This is a genomic window from Ensifer sp. B1-9 (genome assembly GCF_050474445.1).
Taxonomy (GTDB): domain Bacteria; phylum Pseudomonadota; class Alphaproteobacteria; order Rhizobiales; family Rhizobiaceae; genus Ensifer.
Map to the genome: position 1 here is coordinate 79,779 of NZ_JBCHVG010000013.1, position 24,894 is coordinate 104,672.

Consider the following 24,894-nt stretch of genomic DNA (forward strand, 5'->3'; position numbering starts at 1 on the left):
ATTAGTGGAATTCATCCGACATGAAAACCGAAATTAAGCTTGTTGACTACCTCGCGTCCCGCCGCTCGATCCCCGCTTTCCAGATGGGTGAACCCGGCCCCAGCAAGGTCGAGGTCGAGGAGATGCTGAAGCTCGCCTCCCGCGTGCCGGACCACGGCAAGCTCGCTCCCTGGCGCTTCATCGTCTATCGCGGCGAGGAAAGGGCGCGCATCAGCGCCGAATTGAAGGCGCTGGCGCTGGCGGTAAAACCGGATCTTTCGGAGGAAATGATCAAGGTCGAGGAAACGCGGCTGACGCGAGCGCCGGTCGTCGTCGCCGTGGTCAGCAAGGCTGCGCCGCATTTCAAGATCCCGGAATGGGAGCAGTTGATGTCAGCCGGCGCCGTGTGCCTCAACCTGCTGATGGCCGCAAACGCACTTGGCTATGCCTCCAACTGGTTGACCGAATGGTTTGCTTTCGATGAACGCGCCTATCCCTTGCTGGGTGTCAATCCGGGTGAGAAACTTGCTGGCTTCATTCACATCGGTACCGCGATGGTGCCGCCGACGGAACGGCCGCGGCCGGAGCTCGCCGAGATTGTCACCTGGGTCGGAGAGGACGCCTGATGTTCTACGATACGGCCTCGAATCGTCACGGCCTGCCGCATGACCCTTTCAAGGCCATCGTCTCGCCGCGGCCGATCGGTTGGATCGGCACGCGCGGGGGCGACGGTACGCATAACCTCGCGCCCTATTCTTTCTTCAACGCTATCAGTGATCGGCCAAAGCTCGTGATGTTCTCGTCAAGCGGCCACAAGGATACGGTTCGCAACATTGAGGCGACGGGTGAGTTCACGGCGAGCTTCGCCAGTCGCAATCTTGCCGAGGCCGTGAACAAGACGTCTGTTCCCGCAGCGCATGGGGAGAGCGAATTCGAGATCGCCGGGCTCACTCCGGTCGACGGCACCTTGGTGAATGCGCCGTTCGTCGCCGAGGCTTTTGCTGCGCTCGAGTGCCGGATGACCGAGATGTTTCAACCAAAAGGCCTTGATGGCGCGGTGACCGACAACTATGTCGTCATCGGCCAGGTCGTCGGCATTCATATCCGGGAAGAGGCAATCCGCGACGGCCGCTTCGACATGGCGACGGTCAAGCCGCTCGCCCGTCTTGGCTACATGGACTATTGCGATGGCGGTGATGTCTTTCAGATGACCCGCCCGACCCGTTGAGATCCGCGACTTTGAACGCGCAGGTCACGCCCTGCCGAGAATGGTTGCCTGTTCGATCGAGTTGCAAACGACCGAGGCAAAGCCGTTGTCGCGGCTCTGCGATTGCGCCCACCGCGCCGCGGCTTCGTCAGGGGTGGCAGGCAATACCTCATAGGAGGGCACGCCGGCTTCGAACGCCCTCAAGACCACATTTGCTCGTCCAGTGAGGATAGGCGCTGCGATGCGCTGATGGCGAGCGCTGGTCGGCTCCTGACAACCGATGGACTTTGCCAGCGCTACGCCATTGAAGATCAGAGCCCTCAGGCGGGGCGACGAGTCCGTCAGCGGATGGGTTGACAACAAACCCTCCGGCGAACTGCCGTATTCCCCATAAATCCGGATAGGGTCGGGCGCTGCACCATGGGCGGCTTCCGCAACCCGCAACATCACATCGAGCTTCTGTATATCGGCGCGCCCGCGGCATCCGGAAAGTACGATGCCGTCGGCACCGCTTTCGAGCAGCCGTCGCAATACGTCCCCGCTCAGCCGCTCCAGCGGTTCGACGCGCGCCAGAAGCGCGAAGGTGCGGCCTGCCAAACGTGCCATTGCGGCAAGCGTTTCGGCGTTGGCATCAATATCGACAATGACGCCGGCGAGCGCATTGAGTGCAACGATGTCCACGGCCGGGAAAGGGCTATCGACGATCAGCAGGGGCTTCATGGTTTGGGAGCGGTTAACAGACATGGTGAACCAATCTTAAACCTTTGCCCGCTAGGGTTTGAACATCGGTGGCATTGGCGTGGTCTAGTGGGGCGTAGGTGATCATACAAGCATTTCTTCGCTGGGTGGAAACGGCGAGAACGGGTGAGCGCACCCGCGCCGCCAGTGCGCTTGGTCGCGCCTATGTCGATGCGCAGATGAATGGCCTGGACCGCCGCGCCGCGGAGATGGCGATGACCTTCCTGCTCGACGATCCGTCGCCAAAGGTTCGGCACGCACTTGCCGATGCGCTTTGCGGCTGCGCGTCGGTTCCGCGCGCCATCATTCTCGGCCTTGCCGAAGACCAGCCCGAAATTGCCTATGTCGTCATATCCCGCTCGCCGGTGTTGACGGACGAGGACCTCGTCGACCTCGCGGCCAGAGGAACGCCTGAAACGCGGGCGCTGATCGCCGCGCGCAGTTTCGTCTCCCGTGCCGTATCGGCCGCGATCGCCGAGATCGGCGGCGAGGAAGAAGTTCTGATCCTCCTGGAAAACGCCGGCGCCAACCTGTCGCGCCGGTCGTTGAAACGCATTGCCGAGCGTCTTGGCTGTTGCGCGGCCGTGCGTGACCTGTTGCTTGCGCGGCCGGATCTGCCGAGCGACGCCCGCCATGCGCTGGTGGAAGAGGTAGGCTCGGCACTGGCCGCCTTCGGCCTGGTGCAGATGGCGATCGGAGAAGCCCGCGGTCGGCGGATCACGCGGGAAGCTTGCGACATCGCTGCCGTCGGCATGGCCGGCACGCTGGCGGTGGAGGAATTGCCCGGCCTTGTGGCGCATCTGCGCGAGACTGGACGCCTGACCCCGGCTTTCCTGCTCCATGCGCTCGTCACCGGCCGCGCGGAATTTTTCTCGGCAGCGATCGTCGATCTCTCCGGCGTTTGCGAAAAGCGCGTGCGCTCCATCCTGTCCGGCGGCCGCATTCATTCGATCCGCGCCCTGTTCGAGAGCGCAGGCCTCGGCCACGATGTCAGCGAAACCTTTGCTGCGGCCGTGCTTCTCTGGCGCCAGGATGCTTCAACTGGAAACGGCAGTGCTGCTTTCGTTTCCACAGCCCTGCTTGCACGCCTCCGGAATGAGCGGTCATCGTCGCCGGTCAATACTGCGATGATCGACCTGCTCGAGCGCCTGGCCTTTGCCGAGGAGCGGCAGTCGGCCCGCGACTATGCGGAGCTCGCCGCGCGACAGGCCGCCTGACTTCGATTGCGGTCAAGCGCGTCCCGCAACGTCTCCACCCATTTCTCTGCAGGCGCTCCGGCGACGGCGGGCCTCCGGTCGACAAGGAACTGACGCATGAGCATGAAGGCGGCCGCAACCGTTGCTGTGACCGGCATAGGCGGCTTTGTCGGGCGTCACGTCGCGCTCCTCTTGCTGCGGCGGGGCTATGACGTGCGCGGCACCGTTCGTAGCCTGGCGCGCGCGGAGGAAATCGAACGATCGATCCGTGCCGCCGGCGGCACGGACCTGGCGCAATTGACCTTTGCCGAAGCGGACCTGCTGGGGGAAGGGGGCTGGGCGGAGGCCTTCGCCGGCGCCTCCTATGTCATGCATACGGCATCGCCGTTCCCTGCACGACTGCCTGCGGACGAAGCCGAACTGATCGGGCCGGCGCGCGACGGCACGCTGCGCGTTCTGCAAGCCGCCCGCTCGTCCGGCGTTCGCCGCGTCGTCCTGACCTCCTCGGTCGCTGCGGTCATCTATGGGCCTGGAAGCGCGCCGTTCACTGAGGACGACTGGACGGACCCACATTCGCCGCTGGCGACGCCCTACTATCGCTCGAAGACCTTCGCGGAACGCGCGGCATGGGACTATGCAGCCGCGAACGGGCTCGAATTGGCGGTCGTCAATCCGGGCATGGTTCTCGGGCCGCTGCTTGGGCGTGAGATCGGCACCTCTGTTGCCGTGGTCCGCAACCTCCTGAGTGGGGGCTACCCCGCTCTGCCGAAGTTCAGCGTACCCGTCGTCGATGTCCGCGACGTCGCCGACGCCCATCTGCGGGCGATGACCGTTGACGGCGCGGCGGGCGAGCGTTTTCTGGTCGCTGGAGAGACCTTGTCTCTTGCCGACATGGCGTCCATCCTTCGTCGCCAGTGTCCGGAATATGCCGCCAAGCTGCCGAAGTTCATTCTGCCGAACTGGCTGGCAGGCTTGGCCGCTCCCTTTGATGCCGGCTTGCGCCTGATCGTCGGAGAACTCGGACGCGACTCCCGTATCTCCAACGAAAAGGCGCGTCGCGTTCTGGGGTGGCAGCCACGAGCCGCGGAAGAGGCGGTCATGGCCAGCGCGGAAAGCCTGATCGGCGCCGGTCTCGTGTGAGTGTGCCCGTCCGCTCTAGTTGGTGAAACGGCGGGCGACCCAGGAATAGCCGTCCTCGATGTAATGCACCGGCCTTGTCACGATGGTCTTGAGCTTTTCCCGATCCGGGATGGCACCCGACAGGAAGGCCAGTGTCCGTTTCGGCAAGGTTGGTTCAGGCTCCGGCTTTGCCACCTGCGCGGGCGGCATCTGGCTCTGCTGCGAGCCGGCCGGTGGCGGGGGCAGGTCGGCGAGGGCCGAGCCGGAGCTTTCGCAAACGGCGACGACAACCGGATAGTTGGCGTTCGAGAACTTCGGCAATTGCGCCTGCGAGTCCGTGTCGCATTGGGCGATCGACGGCCATGTGCCGTTGACCGTCGAGATGTACTGGCATTGGCTGACATCGTGGTCGCAGCCGAGAATGGTCATGACAATCAGCGCCGCTTGCATGGTGTTCCTGTCGTTGGTCCCTGGAGCTTGTAAGGGATCAACCTATGCCTGTGCGATTCTCTCCGAATTGGGGCGGCGCTGCGGGTGACGCGGAACAAATTGTTTCGGCCTATTCGCCGGATTGATAGGACCGGGCGTCTGCGTCATTTGACGTATTGGCTGGCGGAAAAGCTGACACTAACGTCCGGCAGAAATAGCTGAGATCGAGAAGGACGAAACAAGTGCCTGCCGTAACCATAGCCCTGGAGTCGCCGCGCCAAGCTCAGGTCGTGCGTCTGTTGGAACTCTCCGACGCCTATGCCGCTTCGCTTTATCCCGCCGAAAGCAATCATATGATCGACTTGTCGAGCCTAGAGCAGCCTGGCGTTTCCTTCTATGTGGCACGGCGTAACGGCGACATCGTCGGTTGCTGTGCCCTGGTGGAAGCCGACGACGGTACGGCAGAGATCAAGCGCATGTTCGTCGATCCGGAGGCGAGGGGGCTGAGGATCGGCAAGCTGTTGCTGCAGGCGCTGGAGGCGCGCGCGGGTGAACTCGGATACACGGCAATTCGCCTCGAAACCGGCATCTACCAGCCCGAGGCGATCGGGCTTTACAAGGCGGCCGGCTATGTCGACCGTCCGCCCTTTGGTGGCTACCAGCCGGATCCGCTGAGCCTGTTCATGGAAAAGCCTGTTCGCCGGGCGGCATGATATCGGCGCGCCGAACCGCAATGCGCTGAAGATCAAAACGGCAGCACTCGCGCCACCGTCTCTATCTCGATCGCTGAGGGGGGAGTGCGACGCGCAAGAACGTCATGCGTCTTCGCGTCCATCCCCGATCAGATGTCTAGGTTCTCGGCGAACACGGCGCGCTCCTGGATGAAACGGAAGCGGGCGTCGGCCTTCGTGCCCATGAGATTGTCCACCGCCTCGCGCGTGCCCTCGAAATCGATCTCGTCGATCTCGACCTTCAGCAGCGTGCGATGAGCCGGGTCCATCGTCGTTTCCTTGAGCTGTGCCGGCAGCATTTCGCCCAGACCCTTGAAACGACCGATCTCGACCTTGCCGCGGCCGGCAAATTCGGTCCGCATCAGCTCTTCGCGATGCGCATCGTCGCGGGCATAGAGCGTCTTCGAGCCCTGGCTGATGCGGTAGAGCGGCGGCACGGCGAGATAGAGGTGGCCGCCGCGGATCAGCTCCGGCATCTCCTGGTAGAAGAAGGTGATCAGCAGCGAGGCAATATGCGCGCCGTCGACGTCGGCGTCGGTCATGATGATAACGCGCTCGTAACGAAGATCCTCGCCGCGATACTTGGTTCTCGTGCCGCAGCCGAGCGCCTGAACGAGATCGGTGATCTGCTGGTTGGCACTGAGCTTTTCGCGGCCCGCACTCGCAACGTTGAGGATCTTGCCGCGCAGCGGCAGGATCGCCTGGTTGGAGCGGTTGCGCGCCTGCTTTGCCGATCCGCCTGCCGAATCCCCTTCGACGATGAAGAGTTCGGCGCCTTCCGCGGTGTTCTGCGAGCAGTCCGCCAGCTTGCCGGGCAGGCGCAGCTTGCGTACGGCCGTCTTGCGGTTGACTTCCTTCTCCTTGCGCCGGCGTACGCGCTCTTCGGCGCGCTCGATCACCCAGTCGAGAAGCTTGGCGGCTTCTCCCGGATTGTCGGCCAGGTAGTGATCGAAGGGGTCACGAAGCGCGTTTTCGACGATGCGCTGCGCCTCGACCGTCGCGAGCTTGTCCTTCGTCTGGCCGACGAACTCCGGTTCGCGGATGAACACCGACAGCATGCCCGCCGCCGAGATCATCACGTCGTCGGTGGTGATGATCGCCGCCCGCTTGTTCTGCGTCAGCTCGGCATAGCTCTTCAGACCCTTGGTCAGCGCGATGCGGAAACCGGCCTCGTGCGTGCCGCCCTCGGGCGTCGGGATGGTGTTGCAGTAGGAATGCACCTGCTGGTCGCCGCCGTACCAGGTGACGGCCCATTCGAGCGAGCCGTGCCCGTTGGCTTTCTCCGACTTGCCGGCGAAGATCTCGCGGGTGACGGTGAATTCTTTGCCGAGCGTCGCGGCGAGATAGTCCTTCAGGCCGCCGGGAAAATGGAAGACAGCCTTGTCCGGGATTTCCGAACCTTCCTGGAGGAGCGACGGATCACAGGACCAGCGGATCTCGACGCCGCCGAAGAGATAGGCTTTCGAGCGCGCCATGCGGAAAAGTCGCCCGGGCTCGAAATGCGCGTGCGGCCCGAAAATGTCCGGGTCCGGATGGAAGCGAACGCGCGTGCCGCGGCGGTTGTGCACGTCGCCGAGTTCTTCGAGCCCGCCCTGCGGGATGCCGCGGGAGAAGCGCTGGCGATAGAGCTTGCGGTTGCGGGCGACCTCGACTTCGAGCGCATCGGACAGGGCGTTGACGACGGAAACGCCCACGCCGTGAAGACCGCCCGAGGTCTCATAGGCCTTGCCGTCGAACTTGCCGCCCGCGTGGAGCACGGTCATGACGACTTCGAGCGTGGACTTGCCCGGGAATTTCGGATGGTTTTCAACCGGGATGCCGCGACCGTTATCGGTCACCGTCAGATAGCCGTCGGCATCGAGGTTGACTTCGATGAAGTTCGCGTGGCCGGCGACCGCTTCGTCCATCGAGTTGTCGATGACTTCTGCGAAGAGATGGTGCAGCGCCTTCTCGTCGGTGCCGCCGATATACATGCCCGGACGACGACGAACCGGCTCCAGCCCTTCGAGCACCTCGATCGCCGAAGCGTCATAGTCGCTGCCATCACTGCCTTTCGGCGCAGGGCGCGGTTCTTCCCGCGCGACTGGTGCCGCTGGCACCGCCGGCTTGGCGCTCGGCTGTGCAGGTTTCGGTTGCTCGGGCATTGAAAAGAGGTCGCTGTTGTCGTCCATGGGGCCGTTCGGGTCGTTCCTGTCGTCTGGGGATGCCGGAGGCCATAGCAAGACCTCGGCTCTGCCGCCATCCCCCGGCGGTCGAATCACCTGAATTCTGCCAGACTCTCACAGGATACGCGAACAAAAGGAGAATGCTGGCCGTGGCCGGGGGCGAAATGCCGCCTTCATGGCCATGTCACGGCGCAAGTGTTGCTTTGGCGTCCGGGCGATGGCAAGGCTTTCGGCGAACGAGGGAGCCCGTCATTGGCCGTGTCCACAATTGTTTTTCCGTTTCGTCGGCTTTTGCTGGCCGTTGCCTTGTTTTCTGCGACTTCCGTCGCCCAGGCACAGGCTCTGAAGCCCTTCAAGGACGAACTCTTCTCCTATGGCAAGGTGCTGCAGCAAAATGATGACGGCGATGACCTGACCGTCGATTACCAGGAACTGCGCGACATCAACGAACGGGACGATATCCCGGAGCGCCGGGTGAAGCGGGCCTATGTTTCGCTTGGCGTGAAGGGCGAGCAGGTCAACGAGACGCTCGATATTGGCGGCCGCTCGCTTGACGTGACCCGCGTCGGTCCCGACCGTGGCGCTGCCTTTACGGTGATCTTCATCCACGGCCGCGGCGGCGATCGCCGGCTCGGCGCCAACGATTTTTCCTTCGGCGGTAACTTCAACCGGCTGAAGAACCTCGCCGTCGCCAATGGCGGCACCTACTACGCACCGAGCGTCCGCTCCTTCGATACATCAGGTGCTGCGGATATTGCCGGCCTGGTCAAGCAGGCTTCCGAGCGTTCCGGCGGTCGCCCCGTGGTGCTCGCCTGCGCCTCGATGGGAAGCTTCATCTGCTGGGGCGTTTCGCGCGATGCCTCTGCCGTCGCGGCTCTCGGCGGCATGATGGTGATGGGCGGCGTGAGCGACCCCGATTTCACCAAGAGCGCCGCCTACAAGGCGAAGCTGCCGATGTTCTTCAGCCACGGCAGCCGCGACAGCGTCTACCCGGCTGAAAGCCAGAAGGCGCTCTATCGTACCCTTAAGGCCCAAGGCTACCCGACACGCTTCGTGCTTTTCGAAACAGGCTCGCATGGCACGCCCGTGCGTATGACCGACTGGCGCGATGCGTTGAACTGGATCGGTCGCCACTGACCTTTGTCGGCGCCGCTGACATTTGTTAACCAGCCCGACAGTTTCCGGGCGAGATTGTAGGCCGTGTTTCCACTCTGGAAAGTTGAAGCCGTCATCATGCCCCGCAATTATAGCTGGGGTGGAATGCATGGACGCGCGCACCGAAACACGGCACGTTCCGCTGTGTGTGGATCTGGACGGTACCTTGTTGGCCGCCGATACGCTGTGGGAAGGTGCGGCGATCATCCTCTTGCGCAATCCGCTGATGCTCATTCCCATGCTGTTCTGGCTGGCGAAGGGCAAGGCGCGGCTGAAGCATGAGGTGGCCTTGCGTTCCGGCCGCCAGGCGCAGGACTGGCCTTACCGCCAGGCCGTCATCGATCGGCTCGCGGAGGAGAGAAAATCCGGGCGCGAACTGGTGCTCGTCACCGGTGCGGCGCCGTCGGTCGCCAGAGACGTTGCCGATCACGTCGGGCTCTTCTCCTCGGTCATGCATTCGACCGACGCGCTCAATCTGACGAGCGGCCGCAAGCGCCAGGCTCTGGTCGAACGCTTCGGCGACGGTGCCTTCGACTATATGGGCAACAGCCGTGACGACATCGCCGTCTTCGAGGCGGCGCGGCGCGCGATCGTGGTTGCTCCGGACGCCGCCGCCGAGAAGTGGCGCCGCAATCATGATGCCGAGCGCCTGGATACCGGCAAGGTGAGCATGCTCGCGCCGCTGAAATCCATTCGGGTGCATCAATGGGCGAAGAACGTGCTCATCGGTGTGCCGATGATCCTCAATCACGAAGTCCTGCATCTCGACGCGATCGTCAGCGTCATCATTGCCTTCTTCGCGTTCAGTTTCCTCGCCTCGGCGGTCTACGTCATCAACGACCTTTCGGACCTTTCGAATGACCGCCGCCACGCGAAGAAGCGTCACCGGCCGCTCGCAAGCGGCCAGATGTCGGTGCCGACGGCGCTCATTCTTGCCGCCTGCCTGGTCCTGGCGTCGCTGTCGCTGACGCTCTTGCTGCCGTGGAAATTCGCCGGTGTGCTGGCGTTCTATGCCTGCGCGACGACCGCCTATACCTTCGTGCTGAAGCGCAAGCTGCTGGTCGACGTCTTCACGCTTGCCGGCCTCTACACCACGCGCATTGTTGCCGGTGCTGCGGCCACGGGCACGGAACTCTCCTTCTGGCTGGTCTCCTTCGCGATCTTCTTCTTCCTCAGCCTGGCGCTGGTGAAGCGCTATGTCGAGTTGCACGAGTTCGACGACAAGGACGGCGGCAACGTCCCGGGCCGCGGCTATCTCGCTGTCGATTTCGAGATGGTGGGGCAGGCCGGCGTCGCTTCCGCCTTCACCTCGGCCCTGGTCCTTGCGCTCTACGTGCACAGCAAGGAGCTCCAGGAAATGTACACCACGCCCTGGGCGCTGTGGCCGCTTTGCCCGTTGGTGCTCTATATGTTGTTGCGCATCTGGATGCTCGCGCGTCGCGGCATGCTGCATGAAGACCCCGTTGTCTTCATCATGCGTGACTGGCGCAGCCAAGTGACCATGCTGGTCGGCGCGCTGTTGATCCTGTTTGGAGCCATCGGGCCGCAATGAGTTTGCTAGATCATGAAAGCTGGGGTCGGCTCGACAAACGCGCGCGGCCGGCCATCTCGCCCGACGACTATGAGGATCGTCTCGGCAGCCTGGAGGCTGAGGGCTACTTGCCCTTCGGCAACGGTCGCAGCTATGGCGACAGTTGCCACAATGACCGGGGCACTTTGATCGAAAGCCGCCGACATGGCCGGATCATCGCCTTTGATCCCGGCACCGGCAAGATGACCTGCGAGGCCGGCGCGACGTTGCGTCAGGTGCTCGAACGCGCGATCGAGCATCGCTTCTTTCTGCCGGTCACCCCGGGCACGGCTTTCGTCACTATCGGCGGCGCCCTTGCCAACGACGTGCACGGCAAGAACCACCATGCGCGCGGCACCTTCGGCAATCACGTGACAGGTTTCATGCTCCTGCGTTCGAATGGGGATCGGCTGACCTGTTCGCCGGAAGAGAACTCTGAACTCTACGCCGCTACCATCGGCGGCATGGGCCTGACGGGCTTGATCCTGACCGTGGATTTACGCCTGATGAAAGTGCCGTCGCCGCATGTCCAGCAACATGCGATCCGCTTCGACAATCTCGACCAATACTTCGCTCTCGTCGATCGCGTCGACGAGGAGCACGAGTATTCCGTTGCCTGGATCGATCAACTCGCAACCGGTTCCCGCACGGGCAGAGGTGTATTGCTGGCCGGCGACCATGCTGATGGCTCCTGCGAGCTGCCTGATATTCCCAAGGGGCTGAAGCTATCGGTGCCCTTCGCGCCACCCTTCAGCCTTCTGAACCGGGCAACGCTCAAGGCCTTCAACGAATATTACTTCCGCAAGGAAAAACCGGGTGAAACCGTGACGACGGTTCCCTGGACCTCCTATTTCTATCCGCTGGATGCGATCGGCGCCTGGAACAGGCTTTACGGTCCGCGCGGTCTCTACCAGCATCAGAGCGTCTATCCGACGGAGCGTGCGCCGGAGATCACGGCGAAGCTGATGGAGACCGCTCGGCTTGCCGGCCACGCGTCGTTCCTGACGGTTCTGAAGCGCTTCGGCGACATCGGCTCGCGCGGTATTCTGTCCTTCCCGCGACCCGGTTTTACTTTGACATTGGACTTCGCCAATCAAGGTGAACGAACGGTAAAGCTCCTGGATGCGCTCGACCACATCGTGATCGAGGCCGGCGGTGCGATCAATCCCTACAAGGATGCTCGCATGAGCCCGCAAGTCTTTGAAAAATCGTTCCCTTCCTGGAAAAAGCTCGAGGCGCTGCGCGATCCTGCGCTCGTTTCCAACTTCTGGAAGCGCACGGCTCTGGCTTTGCCAGAATGAGAATGCAGACAATTTTATTCAATTAAACTTTCAAACTTCACGGAAAATCCGTCTCTTCCCCATAAGTACATTTGCGGGACTGGGAGTAAAACAATGAAATATATTCCATTCATTCTCTTTACTGTGCTTACCAACGCTGCCGCTCAACTCATGCTGAAACAAGGCATGCTGACGCTCGGACCGATATCGATGACCGCTGAAACGGCGATCGTCCGGCTGTTCCAGATCGTCTTCAATCCCTGGGTCTTCGCCGGCCTCGCGACCTTCGTCATTTCGATGGCGTCGCATCTCTATGTGCTGTCGAAGGTCGAGCTTTCCTTTGCCTATCCGTTCCTGAGCCTCGCTTACGTCGCCGTCGCGGTCTTCGCCTATTTCGTTTTCCGCGAGGACCTCAATGCCTGGCGCATCGCCGGCATCGCGCTGATCTGCGCAGGAACCGTTCTTATCGCCCAGTCGGGCATCTCATCCCACGCCGATGACAAGCCGGCGGATGCAGCCGGGGTGAGTACCGCAGAATTCGGGAGCAAGTCATGAAACACATCATCTTTGGTGGCGACGGCTTCGTAGGCCGTCACCTGGCGGAACGCCTCGTCAAGGACGGCGAGGAAGTCGTGATCGCCGACATCGTCAAGTCCGACCTGCCGCATTACGGCCGCGCCCGCTTCGTCCATTGCGACGTTACCGATCTGGAATCTGTTCAAAAGGTCGATATTGGCGCGGACGATATGGTTTACAACATGGCGGCGAAGATGCTGTCGCCGTTGCAGATCCGCTCGAAGCGCTGGGAATTCTTCTGGCCGGTCAACTATTACGGCGCCGAAAACATCATGAAGGCCATGGACGCGGCCGGTGCGTCGCGTCTGGTGCAGTTCACCACCGACATGATCTACGGCCATACGGTCCAGTCGCCGCAGACGGAGGATCACCCGGCAAAGCCGCTCGGCGAGTACGGTAAATCGAAGTGGGCGACGGAACAGCTTGCGGTGCAATGGCGCAAGCAGGGCATGAACATTTCGATCTTCCGCCCGCGCCTCATCATTGGCCCGGGCCGTCTCGGCATTCTCGAAAAACTGTTCAAGCTGATCGATATGAACCTGCCGGTGCCGATGATCGGCTCGGGCAAGGTGCCCTATCAGTTCATTTCGGTCTTCGATTGCGCCGAAGCCGCGCGCCTTGCCTGGAAGGGTGGCGTGCCGAACGAGGCCTACAATCTCGGCTCCGACAATCCGCCCTCGGTGCGCGACCTGCTCGGCAATCTCATCAGGCACGCGGGTTCCAAGTCCTTCCTGCTGCCGACGCCCGCCTTTGCGGTCAAGCAGACACTGGCCTTCTTCGACCTGATCAACAAGCCGATCATGGACCCGGAGCAGTATCTGATCGCTGACGAGATGTGCGTGCGCGAAACCGGCAAGCTGAAGCGCGAGCTCGGCTGGCGCGCCGAATACAATGATGGCGACATGCTGATCGCCGCCTACGACGAATATCGGGCGAAGAGGGCGGGCGCAGTTTCCGCCGCTGCCGTCGCCGTGCCGGCCGAATGAGGGGAGATATCATGCTGGACATACCGAACCGTATCGCCGTTGCCGCCCCTTCGCTTGACGGTGGCGTCGCCAAGCCCGATCTCATCACCGTCGAACAGGCCAAGGCCATGTCGATCGGCGACATCACCATGGCTTTCAAGGAGCACCTGAACCCAGGACAGCTCCACTTCATGAAGCTTCTCGGCTTCCACAAGGTGAAAATCGAGAGCGCCGAGGGCATGTTCTACACCGACCAGAACGGTCGCAAGATCCTCGATTTCTTCGGCGGCTTCGGTTCGCTCGCCTTCGGCCACAATCATCCGCGTATCCTCGACGCCCGCCAGAGGTTCCAGGACGAAAAGCGCCATGAGATCGCGATCGCCTTCATGTCGCAATATGCGGCGGCGCTGGCGAAGAACATCGCTGCCTGCTCACCCGGCGATCTCAACATGGTCTTTCTCGGATCGTCCGGTTCGGAAGCGATGGAGGCTGCGGTCAAGCTCGCCGAGCGCGCTGCCGGTCCGAAGCGACCAAAGGTCGTCTATGCGGAGAATTCTTTCCACGGCAAGACCAAGGGCGTGCTCGCCATCACCGACGGCCAGCTTTACCGTGCCGACTTCAAGGTCACCGACAATACGGTGCGGGTGCCCTTTGCCGATATCGAAGCCGTGGAGAACGCCTTCAAATCCGATCCGGAAATCGGCGTCATCGTGCTCGAAACCATCCAGGGCGGCGGCGGCATCATCCAGGCGCCGGCCGAATACTGGCAGAAGCTGCGCGCGCTCTGCGACAAATACGGCGTGCTCTGGGTCGCCGACGAAGTGCAGTGCGGCTATGGCCGCTCCGGTCGCTTCTATGCCTTCGAACACTACGGCGTCGTGCCCGATGTGACCGCGCTTGCCAAGTCGCTCGGCGCCGGCAAGGCGGCCGTTGGCGCGATGATCGCGCGCCGCGAAGTCTACATGAAGGCCTATGGCACGCCGAAGACCGCGATGATCCACGCCATGGCAACTTTCGGCGGCATGGGCGAGGCCTGCGTGACGGCGATCGAGGGCATCAACGTGCTCTACGACGAACACCTGATCGATCGCGCCGCCGACAGCGGCGATTATCTGCTCGAGCGCCTGCAGGCGCTGAAGGACAAGTATCCGAAGATCATCAAGGACGTGCGCGGCAAGGGGCTGATGGTCGGTCTCGAGTTCCAGGACTTCAGCCAGACGCTGCCGATGGTGCTGCGCCCTGTTGTCTCGATGCTCGACGACAAGCTCAAGGGCTCGCTCTCGGGCTTCATCGGCGCGCTGCTGCTGCGCGACTACGACGTGCTGGTTGCTTTCACCGAATACAATCGCAACGTCATCCGCCTCGAGCCGCCGCTGATCTGCGAGCGCGCCCATGTCGAACAGTTCATCGCTGCGTTGGACGACCTGCTTGGCCGTGGCATCGTACGCATCGTCAAGGATTTCGTCGGCAGCCAGATCGGCTGAACGACGAACCCATCCTTTTGCGAAGGGCAGGGGCGTTCAGCGCCTCTGCCCTTTGATGTTCATGTCGAATTCGACGACGTTGGAATAGATCGGCGTGCCGACATCCATGCCGTAGGGCGAACGGTGGATATTGCCGCGGATGTTGAAGGCGATCGAACTGCGATTCCAGTCAAGCAGCGTGACGGAGAAGCGCTCCTTGCGGGAGGTGCCGCGGGCCGTCAATGTTCCCTCGACCGCCGCCGTATCGGGGCCGGTTTGCTTCACGTTCGTCGAGCGGAAGGTGACGGTGCTGTAGTTGGCGGCATCGAAGACGGCGCTCGATTTCAGGAAATCCTCGACACGCTTTTCTCCCGTTTTCACGCTCTCCGGATAAAGCGTGAACTCGACCGTCGAGTGGCCGACATCATTTCGGTCGATGCGGAAACTGCCGGAGAATTTGCCGAAGTCACCCACAATTCCTCCACCGCCGGCCTGCGCCACCGTGAAATGGATGCGCGAGGCAGAGGTGATGCCATAGTTGCCGGCGGCGTCGGCAAGGTCTGGCGCGGCGGCGAATGCGAGTGACGGATCGACGGGCATGACCGCCAGAAAGGCGAGCGCTATTGCCCTGGGTGATGGTTGCAGGCGCAGTGTCATGGTTTTTTCCTTCCAGCGATCACCGGATCCGAGCCCGCCGCTTGGGAGTGTTTGCGACGGTGCGATCCGGCCGACAGCATGCGAACGAGGACGTCGTCCCGGCGCGCAAAGTGGTGGTAGAGGGCGGCCAACGCGTGAAACGCGACAAAAGCGAGGAGCAGGTAGGCGAGCGTCATATGGACGAGCGTCCAGAAGTCCTCGGCCGGCGCCGATTTCGCCATCGGTAGATGCGGTATGACGAACCAGTTGAAGTAGAAGCTGGGAATGTTCAGCGTCGAGGTCGAGGCGACGGCCCAGCCGGCGAACGGGACCGCGAGAGCAAGCCCGAGGAGCATGATATGGGTGACGCTGCCGGCACGCTGTTCAAGTGGGCTGAGGCCCGCCGGCGGCTGGGGGCGAAGCTCGACCACATGCCAGAGGGCGCGGATCGCCGCCAGGCCAAGCGCGGTGAAACCCAGCGACTTGTGCCACTGGTAGAGCGAAAACTGCAGCGCTGGATCGATCGGAACCCGGCGCATGATGAAGCCGAGGGCGAGCAAGGCAAGAATGATCACCGCAATCGTCCAGTGAAGGACGATGGTGACCCAGCCGAACCCGGCCTTGTCGTTGCGCAACATGATCGTCTCCGTGTTCACCAGCCCGGCCGCTACAACCCGGTTACGGCGATGAGACCCATGAGCCCATGCTTTTATTCGCCGATAATACCGTAAAATTGCACTGCGATCTTGTTGCAGTCGGCAAGCTGTGGTCCACTTGCAGTGGAGGGGGACACGGAGGAGTTGTTCCCGGGAGCAGTTGGGCTGGCATACATGGCGAAGAAAAAAACGACACCGATGAGTCCGCACGAGCGGGAGGCCTACGAACATGCACGTAAGGGCATCCGTTTTGGAACCGAAGCCAAATATGGCGAGGCGATCGACGCCTGGCGTCTGGCGTCCGACATAGCCGACGCGCACCTCGCTTTCACGGACATGTATTACTGGGTCAAGAGCGGCTACGGCGCGGCACTTTGCGATGCCGGGCAATACCGGGAGAGCATTGCCGTCTCGCTGCTGGCTCGAGAATGGACCTTGCAGCGGCGCCAGCCGCTCTCGTCGCTTTCGATCGCGCGCTCCTACCTCGCTCTTGGCGAAGGCGAGGCAGCCGCCCCTTACCTCCGCGAGGTTCACGGCTTGATCGGCGATGCGATCTTCGAGCAGTTCGACGAAGAGTTGGAGGCGGACGTTCACGCGGCGATTGCCGGCCTGGAGAACGGCGGAACGCAGCCGACAGCGGGTCGACCAAAGTGAGGTCGGGTTCCTGAGCCGGAGCCACGACCAATAGCGAACCGGATTTCACCGGCGTTCGCCACTGCGAACGGGCGGGTTTTTCTCGCCATAATTTCATTTTACGCGCCAATAGCCCTTTTGGCAGGTGATTCGATGCCGACCGTCCTGGCCTCGGATTTTTTACGTTTTGATTTTTCTTAGGAGTTTCCCAATGCGTGAAACCGTATTGCCGTCTGATGCCGAGGTTAGCCTCCGGCGCATTTCAGCCGCGACCGTCTGTGACGTCTGCGAGCTCAGCGAAACGCTGAGCGACGAACAGCGCAACATGGTGGCGGACAACGGCACCTCGATCGCCGAGGCCCATTTTTCCGAGAATGCCTGGTTCCGCGCGATCTATGCTGAGGAGACGCTGGTCGGCTTCATCATGCTGCATGAGGGATCCGACTGGGACGACGGCATCGATTGCCCCGGCGTCTATCTTTGGCGCTTCATGATTGCCCGTCCGTTTCAGGGCCGGGGCTTTGGCAAGCAGGCGATCGCCCTCGTCGTGCGCGATCTGAAAGCCCGCGGTCTTCGCGAACTCTACACGAGCTATGGGCAGGGGTCCGGCAGCCCCGATGGATTTTATCGTGGCCTCGGCTTTGAGCCGACGGGCGAGCATTATGATGGCGAGCTTGAGGCCGTACTGAAGTTTTAGAACCGTGCGGACATGGCTCGCCGGCGTCATCTCTGCCGATCAGATTTTATGAATACGATTATGAGTAACGATCTACACGAGGCCAATCGCCTCACCTGGAACGCGGCGACGGTCGCCGCCGGCGCCGTGCCCGTCGCCATTCGCCCCTGGCGTCCGGAGGAAGGCGAACGGTTGCTTGCAATCTGGCTCGCCGCATCGCGTATCGGCCATCCGTTTCTCGGTGAGGCGCGCCTTGTCGAGCAGCAGCAGCTGGTGCGGGACACTTACTTGCCGATGGCAGACAATTGGGTCGCCGAAATCGACGGGCAGGTCGTGGGCTTCATCGGCCTGATCGAGAACTTTATTGGCGGACTGTTCGTCGATCCGGACATCCACGGCGCCGGCGTCGGTCGCGCCCTTGTCGAGGATGCCGCGGCGCGCCTCGGGCAACTCGAAGTCAGTGTCTACGCGGACAATCGGGCGGCCGTCGACTTCTATCGTCGCCGCGGCTTCGTCGAAACCGGGCGCCGAGATACGGACGATGAAGGACTGCCTTTCGCCGTGATCGCCATGATGCGCAGCGCATGACAATCCCAGCGCAGTGGGGTGGTGCAACTCGCCTCACCGTACGGGAATAATCGCCGGCAGCGCTTTTATTTGCCTGCCGCATTTGCTAGGCCGCTTCCGGAGAAAAGCATAAGATCCGGAGGAAATTGCATGACGCCCGATATCCGCCCGCTCGTCGCCGGCAATTGGAAGATGAACGGAACCCGCGCCTCGCTCGATCAGATCAAGGCGATGGCCGAAGGGGTCAAGGGCGAACTTTCCGCGAAGGTCGAAACCCTGATCTGCCCGCCCGCGACCCTGCTCTATGTGGCAACGGCGCTTTGCGACGACAGCCCGCTGATGATCGGCGCGCAGGATTGCCATCAGAAGCAGTCGGGCGCCCACACCGGCGACGTTTCCGCCGAAATGATCGCCGATTGCTTCGGCACCCACGTCATCGTCGGCCATTCCGAGCGCCGCACTGACCACGCCGAAAGCGATGCGCTGGTTCGCGCGAAGACGGAAGCGGCGCATGCCGCCGAGCTCGTGGCGATCGTCTGCATCGGCGAGACCGGCGATGAGCGCAAGTCCGGCAAGACGCTCGATGTTCTGCAGCGCCAGCTCGCCGAGAGCCTGCCGGATGCGGCGACCGCCGAAAACACCGTTATCGCGTACGAACCCGTCTGGGCGATCGGTACCGGCCTGACCCCGACGGCAGCCGATGTCGAGGAGGCGCATGCCTTCATGCGCAAGGAACTCGTTTCGCGCTTCGGTAACACCGGAGCCAAGATGCGCATCCTCTACGGCGGCTCGGTCAAGCCGTCCAATGCCAAGGAGCTGATGGGCGTCGCCAATGTTGACGGCGCCCTGATCGGCGGCGCGAGCTTGAAAGCGGAAGACTTCCTCGCCATCTACCGGGCTTATGAAGAATTGACGGCCTGATCGCCCGCATCGCCGGGCAGGGGCTTGGAATGGCGCACGGCATGGTATAAAGAGGCGCGAAAATTGCGCCCGGCCATGCCGAGTCTGCGCAGGGTTTGATTCGTGTGCCCAAAGGGCAGGACTGGAAGCTGATGCAGACCGTACTACTCGTCATCTATCTCATGGTCGTCGTCGCCCTGATCGGCGTCGTTCTCATTCAGCGTTCCGAAGGCGGTGGTCTCGGCATCGGCGGCGGCTCGGGCTTCATGTCCGCGCGCGGCACGGCCAATGCGCTGACCCGCACGACCGCAATCCTCGCGGCCCTGTTCTTCGCCTTGGCGCTCGCCATGGGTATCCTTGCACGCTACCAGCCGCAGGCGACCGACATCCTCGATCGTATCCCGGGCACCAGCTCCAATGGCGGTGGCGTTCTCAACTCGCTCGGCGGCGGCAATACCCAGGCTCCCGCCGGTGGTGCGACGCAGCAGCAGCCGGCAACTGCCCCGGCAACGGGCAACGGTGTCCCCTCGACGGCACCCGCAACGTCGGGCCAAGCTCCGGCAGGCGGCGCAACGACCGAGACGCCCGCCAACAACAATTCGGGATCGCAAGTTCCCAGCGGCCAATAAGGTCGCACTTCTAAAGAATCCGCCGGCGGATGTTTCATCCGCCGGTTTTGTTTTGTGTGAAATCTGCCTTCATCCCTAGGCGAAAAGTTCTGGAACATGAATTTTTCGGTGGCGGAATCATTTGTGAAAAGGTATCCGGTGACTCCCATGGCGCGATATGTATTCATCACTGGCGGCGTGGTTTCCTCCCTCGGAAAAGGCATCGCTGCAGCGGCTCTCGGAGCACTGCTGCAGGCGCGTGGCTACCGGGTGAGACTGCGCAAGCTCGACCCCTACCTCAACGTTGATCCGGGCACCATGAGCCCGACCCAGCACGGCGAGGTTTTCGTAACCGACGATGGCGCGGAGACCGATCTCGATCTCGGCCATTATGAACGCTTCACGGGGCGTTCGGCGACGAAGACCGACAACATCACCACGGGCCGGATCTACAAGAACATCATCGACAAGGAACGGCGCGGCGACTATCTCGGCGCGACGGTTCAGGTGATCCCGCACGTCACCAACGAAATCAAGAACTTCGTCACCGAAGGCAATGATGATTACGACTTCGTGCTCTGTGAAATCGGCGGCACGGTCGGCGACATCGAAGCGATGCCGTTCATGGAGGCGATCCGCCAGCTCGGCAACGATCTGCCGCGCGGCACCGCAGTTTACGTCCATCTGACGCTGATGCCCTATATTCCGGCAGCCGGCGAGCTGAAGACCAAGCCGACGCAGCATTCGGTCAAGGAACTGCAGGCGCTCGGCATTCATCCCGATATCCTGCTCGTTCGCGCCGACCGCGAAATTCCGGAAGCCGAGCGCCGCAAGCTTTCGCTGTTCTGCAACGTCCGCCAGTCGGCCGTTATCCAGGCGCTCGACGTTGCCTCGATCTATGACGTTCCGATCGCCTACCACAAGGAAGGCCTCGACAACGAAGTGCTCGCCGCCTTCGGCATCGAGCCGGCGCCGAAGCCGCGCATGGAAGCCTGGGAACGCGTTGCCGATCGGATCCGCACGCCGGAGGGCGAGGTCACGATCGCGATCGTCGGCAAGTACACGGGCCTCAAGGATGCCTACAAGTCGCTGATCGAAGCGCTTTACCACGGCGGTATCGCCAACCGGGTGAAGGTCAAACTCGAGTGGATCGAGTCCGAAGTCTTCGAGAAGGAAGATCCCGCACCCTATCTCGAGAAGGTGCACGGTATCCTCGTTCCCGGTGGATTCGGCGAACGCGGCTCCGAGGGCAAGATCAATGCTGCGCGCTTCGCCCGCGAGCGCAAGGTGCCCTACTTCGGCATCTGCTTCGGCATGCAGATGGCGGTCGTGGAAGCGGCCCGCAATCTCGCCGGCATCGAGAAGGCTTCGTCCACGGAGTTCGGTCCGACCAAGGAGCCGGTCGTCGGCCTGATGACCGAATGGGTGAAAGGCAACGAACTCGAGAAGCGTTCCGCCGCTGGCGATCTCGGCGGCACGATGCGTCTCGGCGCCTATCGCGCGTCACTCAAGGGCAATACCAAGATCGCCGAGATCTATGGTTCGACCGATATTTCCGAGCGTCACCGCCACCGCTACGAAGTCAACGTCGACTACAAGGACCGCCTGGAGTCCTGTGGCCTCGTTTTCTCCGGCATGTCGCCGGACGGTGTGTTGCCGGAAACGGTCGAATATCCGGATCATCCGTGGTTCATCGGCGTCCAGTACCACCCGGAATTGAAGTCGCGCCCGCTCGACCCGCATCCGCTTTTTGCGAGCTTCGTCGAAGCGGCACTGGAACAGTCCCGCCTCGTCTAAGTCGGGATTGCAAGAACCGAGAAAGGCCGGTCGCATGATCGGCCTTTTTCATATGCGCCGGTGTCCGCAACGTTTGCGCGTTCAAGGCCGTAGGGGTGAAGGCAATGGTGCTGACGGGAAAGATTCCGAGCAGAAGCGCCACGCCGTAACCATTTGATAGTTGAGCGGCGAAACATCAGGGCGGCGTCCGCGGGGTTTGTCGCGCGGGAGTCGACCGGTGGCGGCGATAGGGATGCGGTCAGCCTTTCTGGATGGCGTTCTGCCGGAGCCAGGTGATTTGGCGGCGGGCGCGCAAGAGGGCGGTCAGCGCCGCCCCGATCGAGACCAGCAGCAGCGCTGCCCAGAGGATTTCGCCGTCACCAAGCCAAAGCCCTTCAAGGGACGATAGGACAGCAGCGGCCGTCATGGTCGCCATGCGGTGCTGCTTGGCCATCGGGCCGGAGAAGTCGCTCGGAGCGCCATTGGCGCGGCCAAGTTCGCGCACATAGGCCGTCAGCACGGCGAAGGCGGCCGCGGCAAAGCCGAGCGCAGGCAAGCCGATGCCATATCCAGCGCCGACGAAAATGAAAATGTCCGCGATGCGGTCGGGAAATTCGTTCCAGAACGGGCCGTCGGCCTCGCCCTTGCCGCCCTCGACGGCGACCATGCCGTCGAAGAGATTGCAGAGCAGGCGCAACTGGCAGAAGAGGGCGGCGGCAATGAACAGCGCGCCCCTCATCCCATCCTGAGTTTCGCCCGTCAGCCAGAAGGCAAGCCCTGCAAAGGCGGCGGCCAACATGCTTGCCTGCGAGATCCGGTTGGGCGTGACATTCATCGACGCCAGCCGTCGCGCGATCGCCTGTGCCCAGCGGCTGTTGCGGCTTGCGAGCGGCCTGCGGTCACCGGTCTCGGTCATGCCCAGGCTCTCCTCGGCTGATGGAATAGTTATAGATGGCGGCGTAGGTGGTCGACACCGCGAGCGGCAGGGCGATCGTCCTCAGGATCTCCGGCGTGCCGCTGGCCGTGTGGATCGCGGCGAGCATTGCTGACGAACTGAGGCAGGCGAGAAGTGGCGGCAGGAACAAACGTTTTGCCCCGCGAAACCGCCTGGAAAGCGCGTCGATCACTGTCTTGAGGTAGAGGGTCAGAAGTGCCGAGAGTGTACCTTGCACGATCGCGGCAAGAAGCGGCTTGGGCATCGGATGATGGCGATTGGCGAAAAGCGCCCAGCCGCCCATGGCAAAAAAGGCGAATGCCACGTGCACCATGCCGTTGCCCGCCAGGCCCCTCAGCTTCGCCGTCATGTCAGTGACCACCAGTAACGTGTCAGGTGGAAGAAGATCGGTGCGGAGAAGACGACGGAATCCAACCGGTCGATCAGCCCGCCATGGCCCTCGATCAGATGGCCCCAGTCCTTGACGCCGCGGTCACGCTTGATCGCCGACATGACGAGTCCGCCGAAAAAGCCCATCAGGGTGATGAGCAGCGACATCAACGCGGCCTGGGACGGCGTGAACGGAGTGATCCACCAGAGCGACGCGCCGATCAGGGTGGCGCTTGCGACCCCGCCGATAAAGCCCTCGACCGTCTTCGAGGGCGAAAGGGTCGGTGCGATCTTGGTCCTCCCGAAGAGCTTGCCCCAGACATATTGCAGCACGTCGCTGGACTGAACGACGATGACCAGGAAGGCGATGAGAAGGACGTTGCGCCCTTCGTAATCCGGGATCTGCAGTGTCAGGAGTGCTGGCACGTGCGAGGCGCAGAAGACGCAGATCATCAGCGCCCATTGCACCTCCGCGATCCTGAGCAGGAAATCGCGCGTGTCGCCACGCATGACGGCGATGATCGGCATCAGCAGAAAGGCGTAGACCGGCACGAAGATCGAGTAGATGCCGTATTGCTCGGCCCACAGCAGGACGTAGTTGATCGGCAGAACAACGAAGAACGCGGCAGCAATCGCCCAGTGGTCGCCGCGGCGGGTCTTGATCAGCGTGATGAATTCGCGCAGCGCCGCGAAAGAGCAGAAGGCGAAAAGCAGGAGCACGCCGACCCGGCCGGCAACGAAGGCGATGGCGATCAGCACCACCATTGCCCACCATGCCTTGATGCGGGCGTTGAGGTTCTCGATTGCGCCGTTCGACCCATCCGGCGAGAGCTTTTGCTTCAGGACGTAGCCGATGCTCGACGCCAGGACGAGAATGCCGCCGACGCCCAGGAGCAGTTTGAGCATGTCCAAGGTCGCCGCGCTCATGCGTCGTCTTCCGTCGATGAAGGTGAGAGCGCGAGCATGGCTGCCTCGGCGCGGGCGATGAACTCGTCCTTCGTCTCCTGCGCCTTGAGATGCATCGGTTCGCCGAAGGTTACGGTACAGATGAGCGGGATCGGCACGAACTCCCCCTTCGGCATGACGCGGTTGAGATTGTTGATCCAGACAGGAACCAGTGCCACATCCGGCCGCTTGCAGGCGAGGTGATAGAGCCCGCTTTTGAAGGGCAGCAGCCGTGCCTCGGTCTGATTGCGCGTTCCCTCGGGAAAGAGAATCAGCGACGAGCCGTCGTTAAGAACGGCCGTCATTTGCTCGACCGGATCCTGGGTGCGGGCCGCCGGGTCGCGCTCGATCAGCACCGCATCGAAGACGTCGCGGCCGATGAAGGCCGACAGCTTCGATTTCAGCCAGTATTCCGCGCCGGCAACCGGCCGCGCGCATTCGCGAAGCCAGGGCGGCAACACCGCCCAGATCAGCACAAAATCGCCGTGGCTGGAATGATTGGCGAAATAGATGCTCTGCTTCGGCGGGAGACCCGTCTCATGCCAGATGGCGCGCGCCGCAGTCAGCGCGCGCGCAAACATCATGATCGCAATGGAAGCCAACTTGGCCGTCAAGTCGCGGATCATGTCGATTCATATCCAAGCGGAAGCCAGGTCAGCGTCCCGACGCGCCTTGCGCAGCCCATCGGCCGTGCCCGGATGCGTTTCATGCCTTGCAACAAAAAGATCAAGCGCTGCCCCTCAGCCTGCCGCCCGGCGTAACTCCAGGCTGCATCGAACAACATTACGCGATTGTATCCGCTTCTCAAGCGGTCGAAATCACGTGCAGGGTGATAACGTGCCGGGCGCCTTGGATATTCGCTCTCGGCAGGCGGGGGTGGATCGCAAAATGATGCGATGCCCTGCCACAGCAATCGACCGAACTGAGATTGACGGGCAATTGCGGGCTGGCTTCGTGCTCGCCGGCTTTCACGAGGATTGGCAGCCGTCACCTCGTTTCCTGATCGACAGGTTCGTGCCGACCTTCATCGCCACCTGCGCCATCAAGAACGATCTTGGTCTTTGAGGTAAGCGAGCCGAGAACCGTGCGCGCCTCGTGCGGCGCACCGGACGATCAGAGCGATCGCGGCGTCTGCGGTGACCCGCGGTTGCGTTCCCGGGGTAAGCTGCACGTCGATCATCGACCCTTGTTACGTCGCGTTACTGTTACGTACTCGCCAAATCATCGGTTTCATTCTTTTCTGTTCGTCAGCGAAACTGGAAAGGGGCAATACGCATGCGCTTCATCACCTTGTTATTCGTGCCGTTGGCGATCGTGGCGGGGCTTGCCGGCTGTGCCTCCACGTCCTCGACCAATACGACCTACGCGCAGCCCCAAACCTTCGCCCCCGGTCTCGGGGCGGGAAATACGGCCAACGCGACGGCGGCTCCGGGTTACTACTGAGGCAGTCCGACACTCGCTAGGCAAAGGTAACTCTGCGGCGGGCGCGGCCCGGCGCGGAGCGTTTCTGTTTGCGGCCCATGTTCGGACGCCAGCGACCAATCGCTCCAGGGCCGCGACCCGACTTGCATTCGCCGGCCAAAAGTTGCAAACAGCGGCG

Annotated in this window: 28 protein-coding genes; 19 read left to right on the top strand and 9 right to left on the bottom strand. The window is 62.3% G+C overall.

Annotated elements, in window-relative coordinates; translation table 11 throughout:
* Positions 1 to 20: 20 nt before the first annotated feature.
* On the top strand, positions 21 to 605 hold the full coding sequence (locus tag ACQ5BM_RS24015; protein WP_429816808.1) for a nitroreductase family protein: 585 nt from the start codon (positions 21 to 23) through the stop codon (positions 603 to 605).
* Positions 605 to 1,207 carry a flavin reductase family protein gene (locus ACQ5BM_RS24020; RefSeq protein ID WP_429816811.1) on the top strand — a complete coding sequence of 201 codons (603 nt, stop codon included), beginning with the start codon at positions 605 to 607 and terminating at the stop codon, positions 1,205 to 1,207. The genes ACQ5BM_RS24015 and ACQ5BM_RS24020 overlap by 1 nt, the downstream gene beginning before the upstream one ends.
* Positions 1,208 to 1,231: 24 nt before the next feature.
* Here the strand turns inward: ACQ5BM_RS24020 and ACQ5BM_RS24025 are convergent, their stop codons facing one another.
* On the bottom strand, positions 1,232 to 1,930 hold the full coding sequence (locus tag ACQ5BM_RS24025) for an aldolase (protein ID WP_429816814.1): 699 nt from the start codon (positions 1,928 to 1,930) through the stop codon (positions 1,232 to 1,234).
* Between the two features lie 74 nt (positions 1,931 to 2,004).
* Here ACQ5BM_RS24025 and ACQ5BM_RS24030 point away from each other — a divergent pair, with 74 nt between their 5' ends.
* Together ACQ5BM_RS24030 and ACQ5BM_RS24035 are read left to right on the top strand one after the other, a co-directional pair.
* Positions 2,005 to 3,141: a DUF2336 domain-containing protein gene (locus tag ACQ5BM_RS24030; protein ID WP_429816817.1), complete on the top strand. Its 1,137-nt coding sequence runs from the start codon at positions 2,005 to 2,007 to the stop codon at positions 3,139 to 3,141.
* A 96-nt stretch (positions 3,142 to 3,237) separates the two neighbouring features.
* Complete coding sequence (locus ACQ5BM_RS24035) at positions 3,238 to 4,260, top strand: SDR family oxidoreductase (RefSeq protein ID WP_429816820.1); 1,023 nt, start codon at positions 3,238 to 3,240, stop codon at positions 4,258 to 4,260.
* A gap of 15 nt (positions 4,261 to 4,275) precedes the next feature.
* On the opposite strand, the gene ACQ5BM_RS24040 is transcribed toward ACQ5BM_RS24035, so the two are convergent.
* Entirely contained in the window at positions 4,276 to 4,689 is a 414-nt protein-coding gene (locus ACQ5BM_RS24040; RefSeq protein ID WP_429816823.1) for a hypothetical protein, read from the bottom strand.
* Positions 4,690 to 4,910: 221 nt separating this feature from the next.
* Between ACQ5BM_RS24040 and ACQ5BM_RS24045 the strand changes: the two genes are divergently transcribed.
* A complete protein-coding gene (locus ACQ5BM_RS24045) occupies positions 4,911 to 5,381 on the top strand; it encodes a GNAT family N-acetyltransferase (protein WP_429816825.1) in 471 nt (156 codons plus the stop codon).
* 128 nt (positions 5,382 to 5,509) lie between these two features.
* Here ACQ5BM_RS24045 and parE read toward each other — a convergent pair whose 3' ends face one another.
* Entirely contained in the window at positions 5,510 to 7,570 is a 2,061-nt protein-coding gene (gene parE, locus ACQ5BM_RS24050; protein WP_429816828.1) for a DNA topoisomerase IV subunit B, read from the bottom strand.
* Positions 7,571 to 7,870: 300 nt separating this feature from the next.
* Here parE and ACQ5BM_RS24055 point away from each other — a divergent pair, with 300 nt between their 5' ends.
* From ACQ5BM_RS24055 to ACQ5BM_RS24080, 6 genes are all read left to right on the top strand, one after another.
* A complete protein-coding gene (locus ACQ5BM_RS24055) occupies positions 7,871 to 8,701 on the top strand; it encodes an alpha/beta hydrolase (protein ID WP_429816830.1) in 831 nt (276 codons plus the stop codon).
* A 127-nt stretch (positions 8,702 to 8,828) separates the two neighbouring features.
* Positions 8,829 to 10,271, top strand: coding sequence for a UbiA family prenyltransferase (locus tag ACQ5BM_RS24060; RefSeq protein ID WP_429816833.1), 1,443 nt, complete (start codon positions 8,829 to 8,831; stop codon positions 10,269 to 10,271).
* Positions 10,268 to 11,590, top strand: coding sequence for an FAD-binding protein (locus tag ACQ5BM_RS24065; RefSeq protein ID WP_429816835.1), 1,323 nt, complete (start codon positions 10,268 to 10,270; stop codon positions 11,588 to 11,590). Before ACQ5BM_RS24060 ends, ACQ5BM_RS24065 begins: the two co-directional genes overlap by 4 nt.
* 93 nt (positions 11,591 to 11,683) lie before the next feature.
* Complete coding sequence (locus tag ACQ5BM_RS24070; protein WP_057255638.1) at positions 11,684 to 12,124, top strand: EamA family transporter; 441 nt, start codon at positions 11,684 to 11,686, stop codon at positions 12,122 to 12,124.
* Positions 12,121 to 13,131 (top strand): NAD-dependent epimerase/dehydratase family protein, encoded by a 1,011-nt coding sequence (locus ACQ5BM_RS24075; RefSeq protein ID WP_429816838.1) that lies wholly within the window; start codon positions 12,121 to 12,123, stop codon positions 13,129 to 13,131. The genes ACQ5BM_RS24070 and ACQ5BM_RS24075 overlap by 4 nt, the downstream gene beginning before the upstream one ends.
* 107 nt (positions 13,132 to 13,238) lie before the next feature.
* On the top strand, positions 13,239 to 14,594 hold the full coding sequence (locus tag ACQ5BM_RS24080) for an aspartate aminotransferase family protein (protein WP_429817197.1): 1,356 nt from the start codon (positions 13,239 to 13,241) through the stop codon (positions 14,592 to 14,594).
* Between the two features lie 36 nt (positions 14,595 to 14,630).
* Here the strand turns inward: ACQ5BM_RS24080 and ACQ5BM_RS24085 are convergent, their stop codons facing one another.
* Together ACQ5BM_RS24085 and ACQ5BM_RS24090 are read right to left on the bottom strand one after the other, a co-directional pair.
* Positions 14,631 to 15,173: a YceI family protein gene (locus ACQ5BM_RS24085; protein ID WP_429817200.1), complete on the bottom strand. Its 543-nt coding sequence runs from the start codon at positions 15,171 to 15,173 to the stop codon at positions 14,631 to 14,633.
* A gap of 53 nt (positions 15,174 to 15,226) precedes the next feature.
* Positions 15,227 to 15,847: a cytochrome b gene (locus ACQ5BM_RS24090; protein ID WP_429816840.1), complete on the bottom strand. Its 621-nt coding sequence runs from the start codon at positions 15,845 to 15,847 to the stop codon at positions 15,227 to 15,229.
* Positions 15,848 to 16,039: 192 nt separating this feature from the next.
* On the opposite strand from ACQ5BM_RS24090, the gene ACQ5BM_RS24095 reads away from it, so the two are divergent.
* The 6 genes from ACQ5BM_RS24095 (at position 16,040) to ACQ5BM_RS24120 (ending at position 21,046) form a co-directional block, all read left to right on the top strand.
* Positions 16,040 to 16,519, top strand: coding sequence for a hypothetical protein (locus ACQ5BM_RS24095; protein ID WP_429816842.1), 480 nt, complete (start codon positions 16,040 to 16,042; stop codon positions 16,517 to 16,519).
* A 190-nt stretch (positions 16,520 to 16,709) separates the two neighbouring features.
* On the top strand, positions 16,710 to 17,195 hold the full coding sequence (locus ACQ5BM_RS24100; protein WP_429816844.1) for a GNAT family N-acetyltransferase: 486 nt from the start codon (positions 16,710 to 16,712) through the stop codon (positions 17,193 to 17,195).
* Between the two features lie 60 nt (positions 17,196 to 17,255).
* Positions 17,256 to 17,762 (top strand): GNAT family N-acetyltransferase, encoded by a 507-nt coding sequence (locus tag ACQ5BM_RS24105; protein ID WP_429816847.1) that lies wholly within the window; start codon positions 17,256 to 17,258, stop codon positions 17,760 to 17,762.
* 129 nt (positions 17,763 to 17,891) lie between these two features.
* Positions 17,892 to 18,662, top strand: a complete 771-nt coding sequence (gene tpiA, locus ACQ5BM_RS24110; RefSeq protein WP_429816850.1) for a triose-phosphate isomerase — start codon at positions 17,892 to 17,894, stop codon at positions 18,660 to 18,662.
* A 131-nt stretch (positions 18,663 to 18,793) separates the two neighbouring features.
* The gene (gene secG, locus ACQ5BM_RS24115; protein ID WP_429816853.1) at positions 18,794 to 19,270 is read left to right on the top strand and encodes a preprotein translocase subunit SecG; all 477 of its coding nucleotides are present in this window, start codon (positions 18,794 to 18,796) and stop codon (positions 19,268 to 19,270) included.
* 138 nt (positions 19,271 to 19,408) lie between these two features.
* Entirely contained in the window at positions 19,409 to 21,046 is a 1,638-nt protein-coding gene (locus tag ACQ5BM_RS24120) for a CTP synthase (protein WP_429817203.1), read from the top strand.
* 238 nt (positions 21,047 to 21,284) lie between these two features.
* Here ACQ5BM_RS24120 and ACQ5BM_RS24125 read toward each other — a convergent pair whose 3' ends face one another.
* From ACQ5BM_RS24125 to ACQ5BM_RS24140, 4 genes are read right to left on the bottom strand one after another with little or no spacing between them, the layout of a single operon-like run.
* A complete protein-coding gene (locus ACQ5BM_RS24125) occupies positions 21,285 to 21,941 on the bottom strand; it encodes a CDP-alcohol phosphatidyltransferase family protein (protein WP_429816856.1) in 657 nt (218 codons plus the stop codon).
* Positions 21,925 to 22,329 carry a hypothetical protein gene (locus ACQ5BM_RS24130; RefSeq protein ID WP_429816859.1) on the bottom strand — a complete coding sequence of 135 codons (405 nt, stop codon included), beginning with the start codon at positions 22,327 to 22,329 and terminating at the stop codon, positions 21,925 to 21,927. Before ACQ5BM_RS24130 ends, ACQ5BM_RS24125 begins: the two co-directional genes overlap by 17 nt.
* A complete protein-coding gene (locus tag ACQ5BM_RS24135; RefSeq protein WP_429816860.1) occupies positions 22,326 to 23,276 on the bottom strand; it encodes a phosphatidate cytidylyltransferase in 951 nt (316 codons plus the stop codon). Before ACQ5BM_RS24135 ends, ACQ5BM_RS24130 begins: the two co-directional genes overlap by 4 nt.
* Positions 23,273 to 23,920: a lysophospholipid acyltransferase family protein gene (locus ACQ5BM_RS24140; protein WP_429816863.1), complete on the bottom strand. Its 648-nt coding sequence runs from the start codon at positions 23,918 to 23,920 to the stop codon at positions 23,273 to 23,275. Before ACQ5BM_RS24140 ends, ACQ5BM_RS24135 begins: the two co-directional genes overlap by 4 nt.
* A 196-nt stretch (positions 23,921 to 24,116) precedes the next feature.
* On the opposite strand from ACQ5BM_RS24140, the gene ACQ5BM_RS24145 reads away from it, so the two are divergent.
* The gene (locus ACQ5BM_RS24145; RefSeq protein WP_429816866.1) at positions 24,117 to 24,359 is read left to right on the top strand and encodes a hypothetical protein; all 243 of its coding nucleotides are present in this window, start codon (positions 24,117 to 24,119) and stop codon (positions 24,357 to 24,359) included.
* A 210-nt stretch (positions 24,360 to 24,569) separates the two neighbouring features.
* A complete protein-coding gene (locus tag ACQ5BM_RS24150) occupies positions 24,570 to 24,737 on the top strand; it encodes a hypothetical protein (protein WP_429816868.1) in 168 nt (55 codons plus the stop codon).
* Positions 24,738 to 24,894 lie beyond the last annotated feature (157 nt).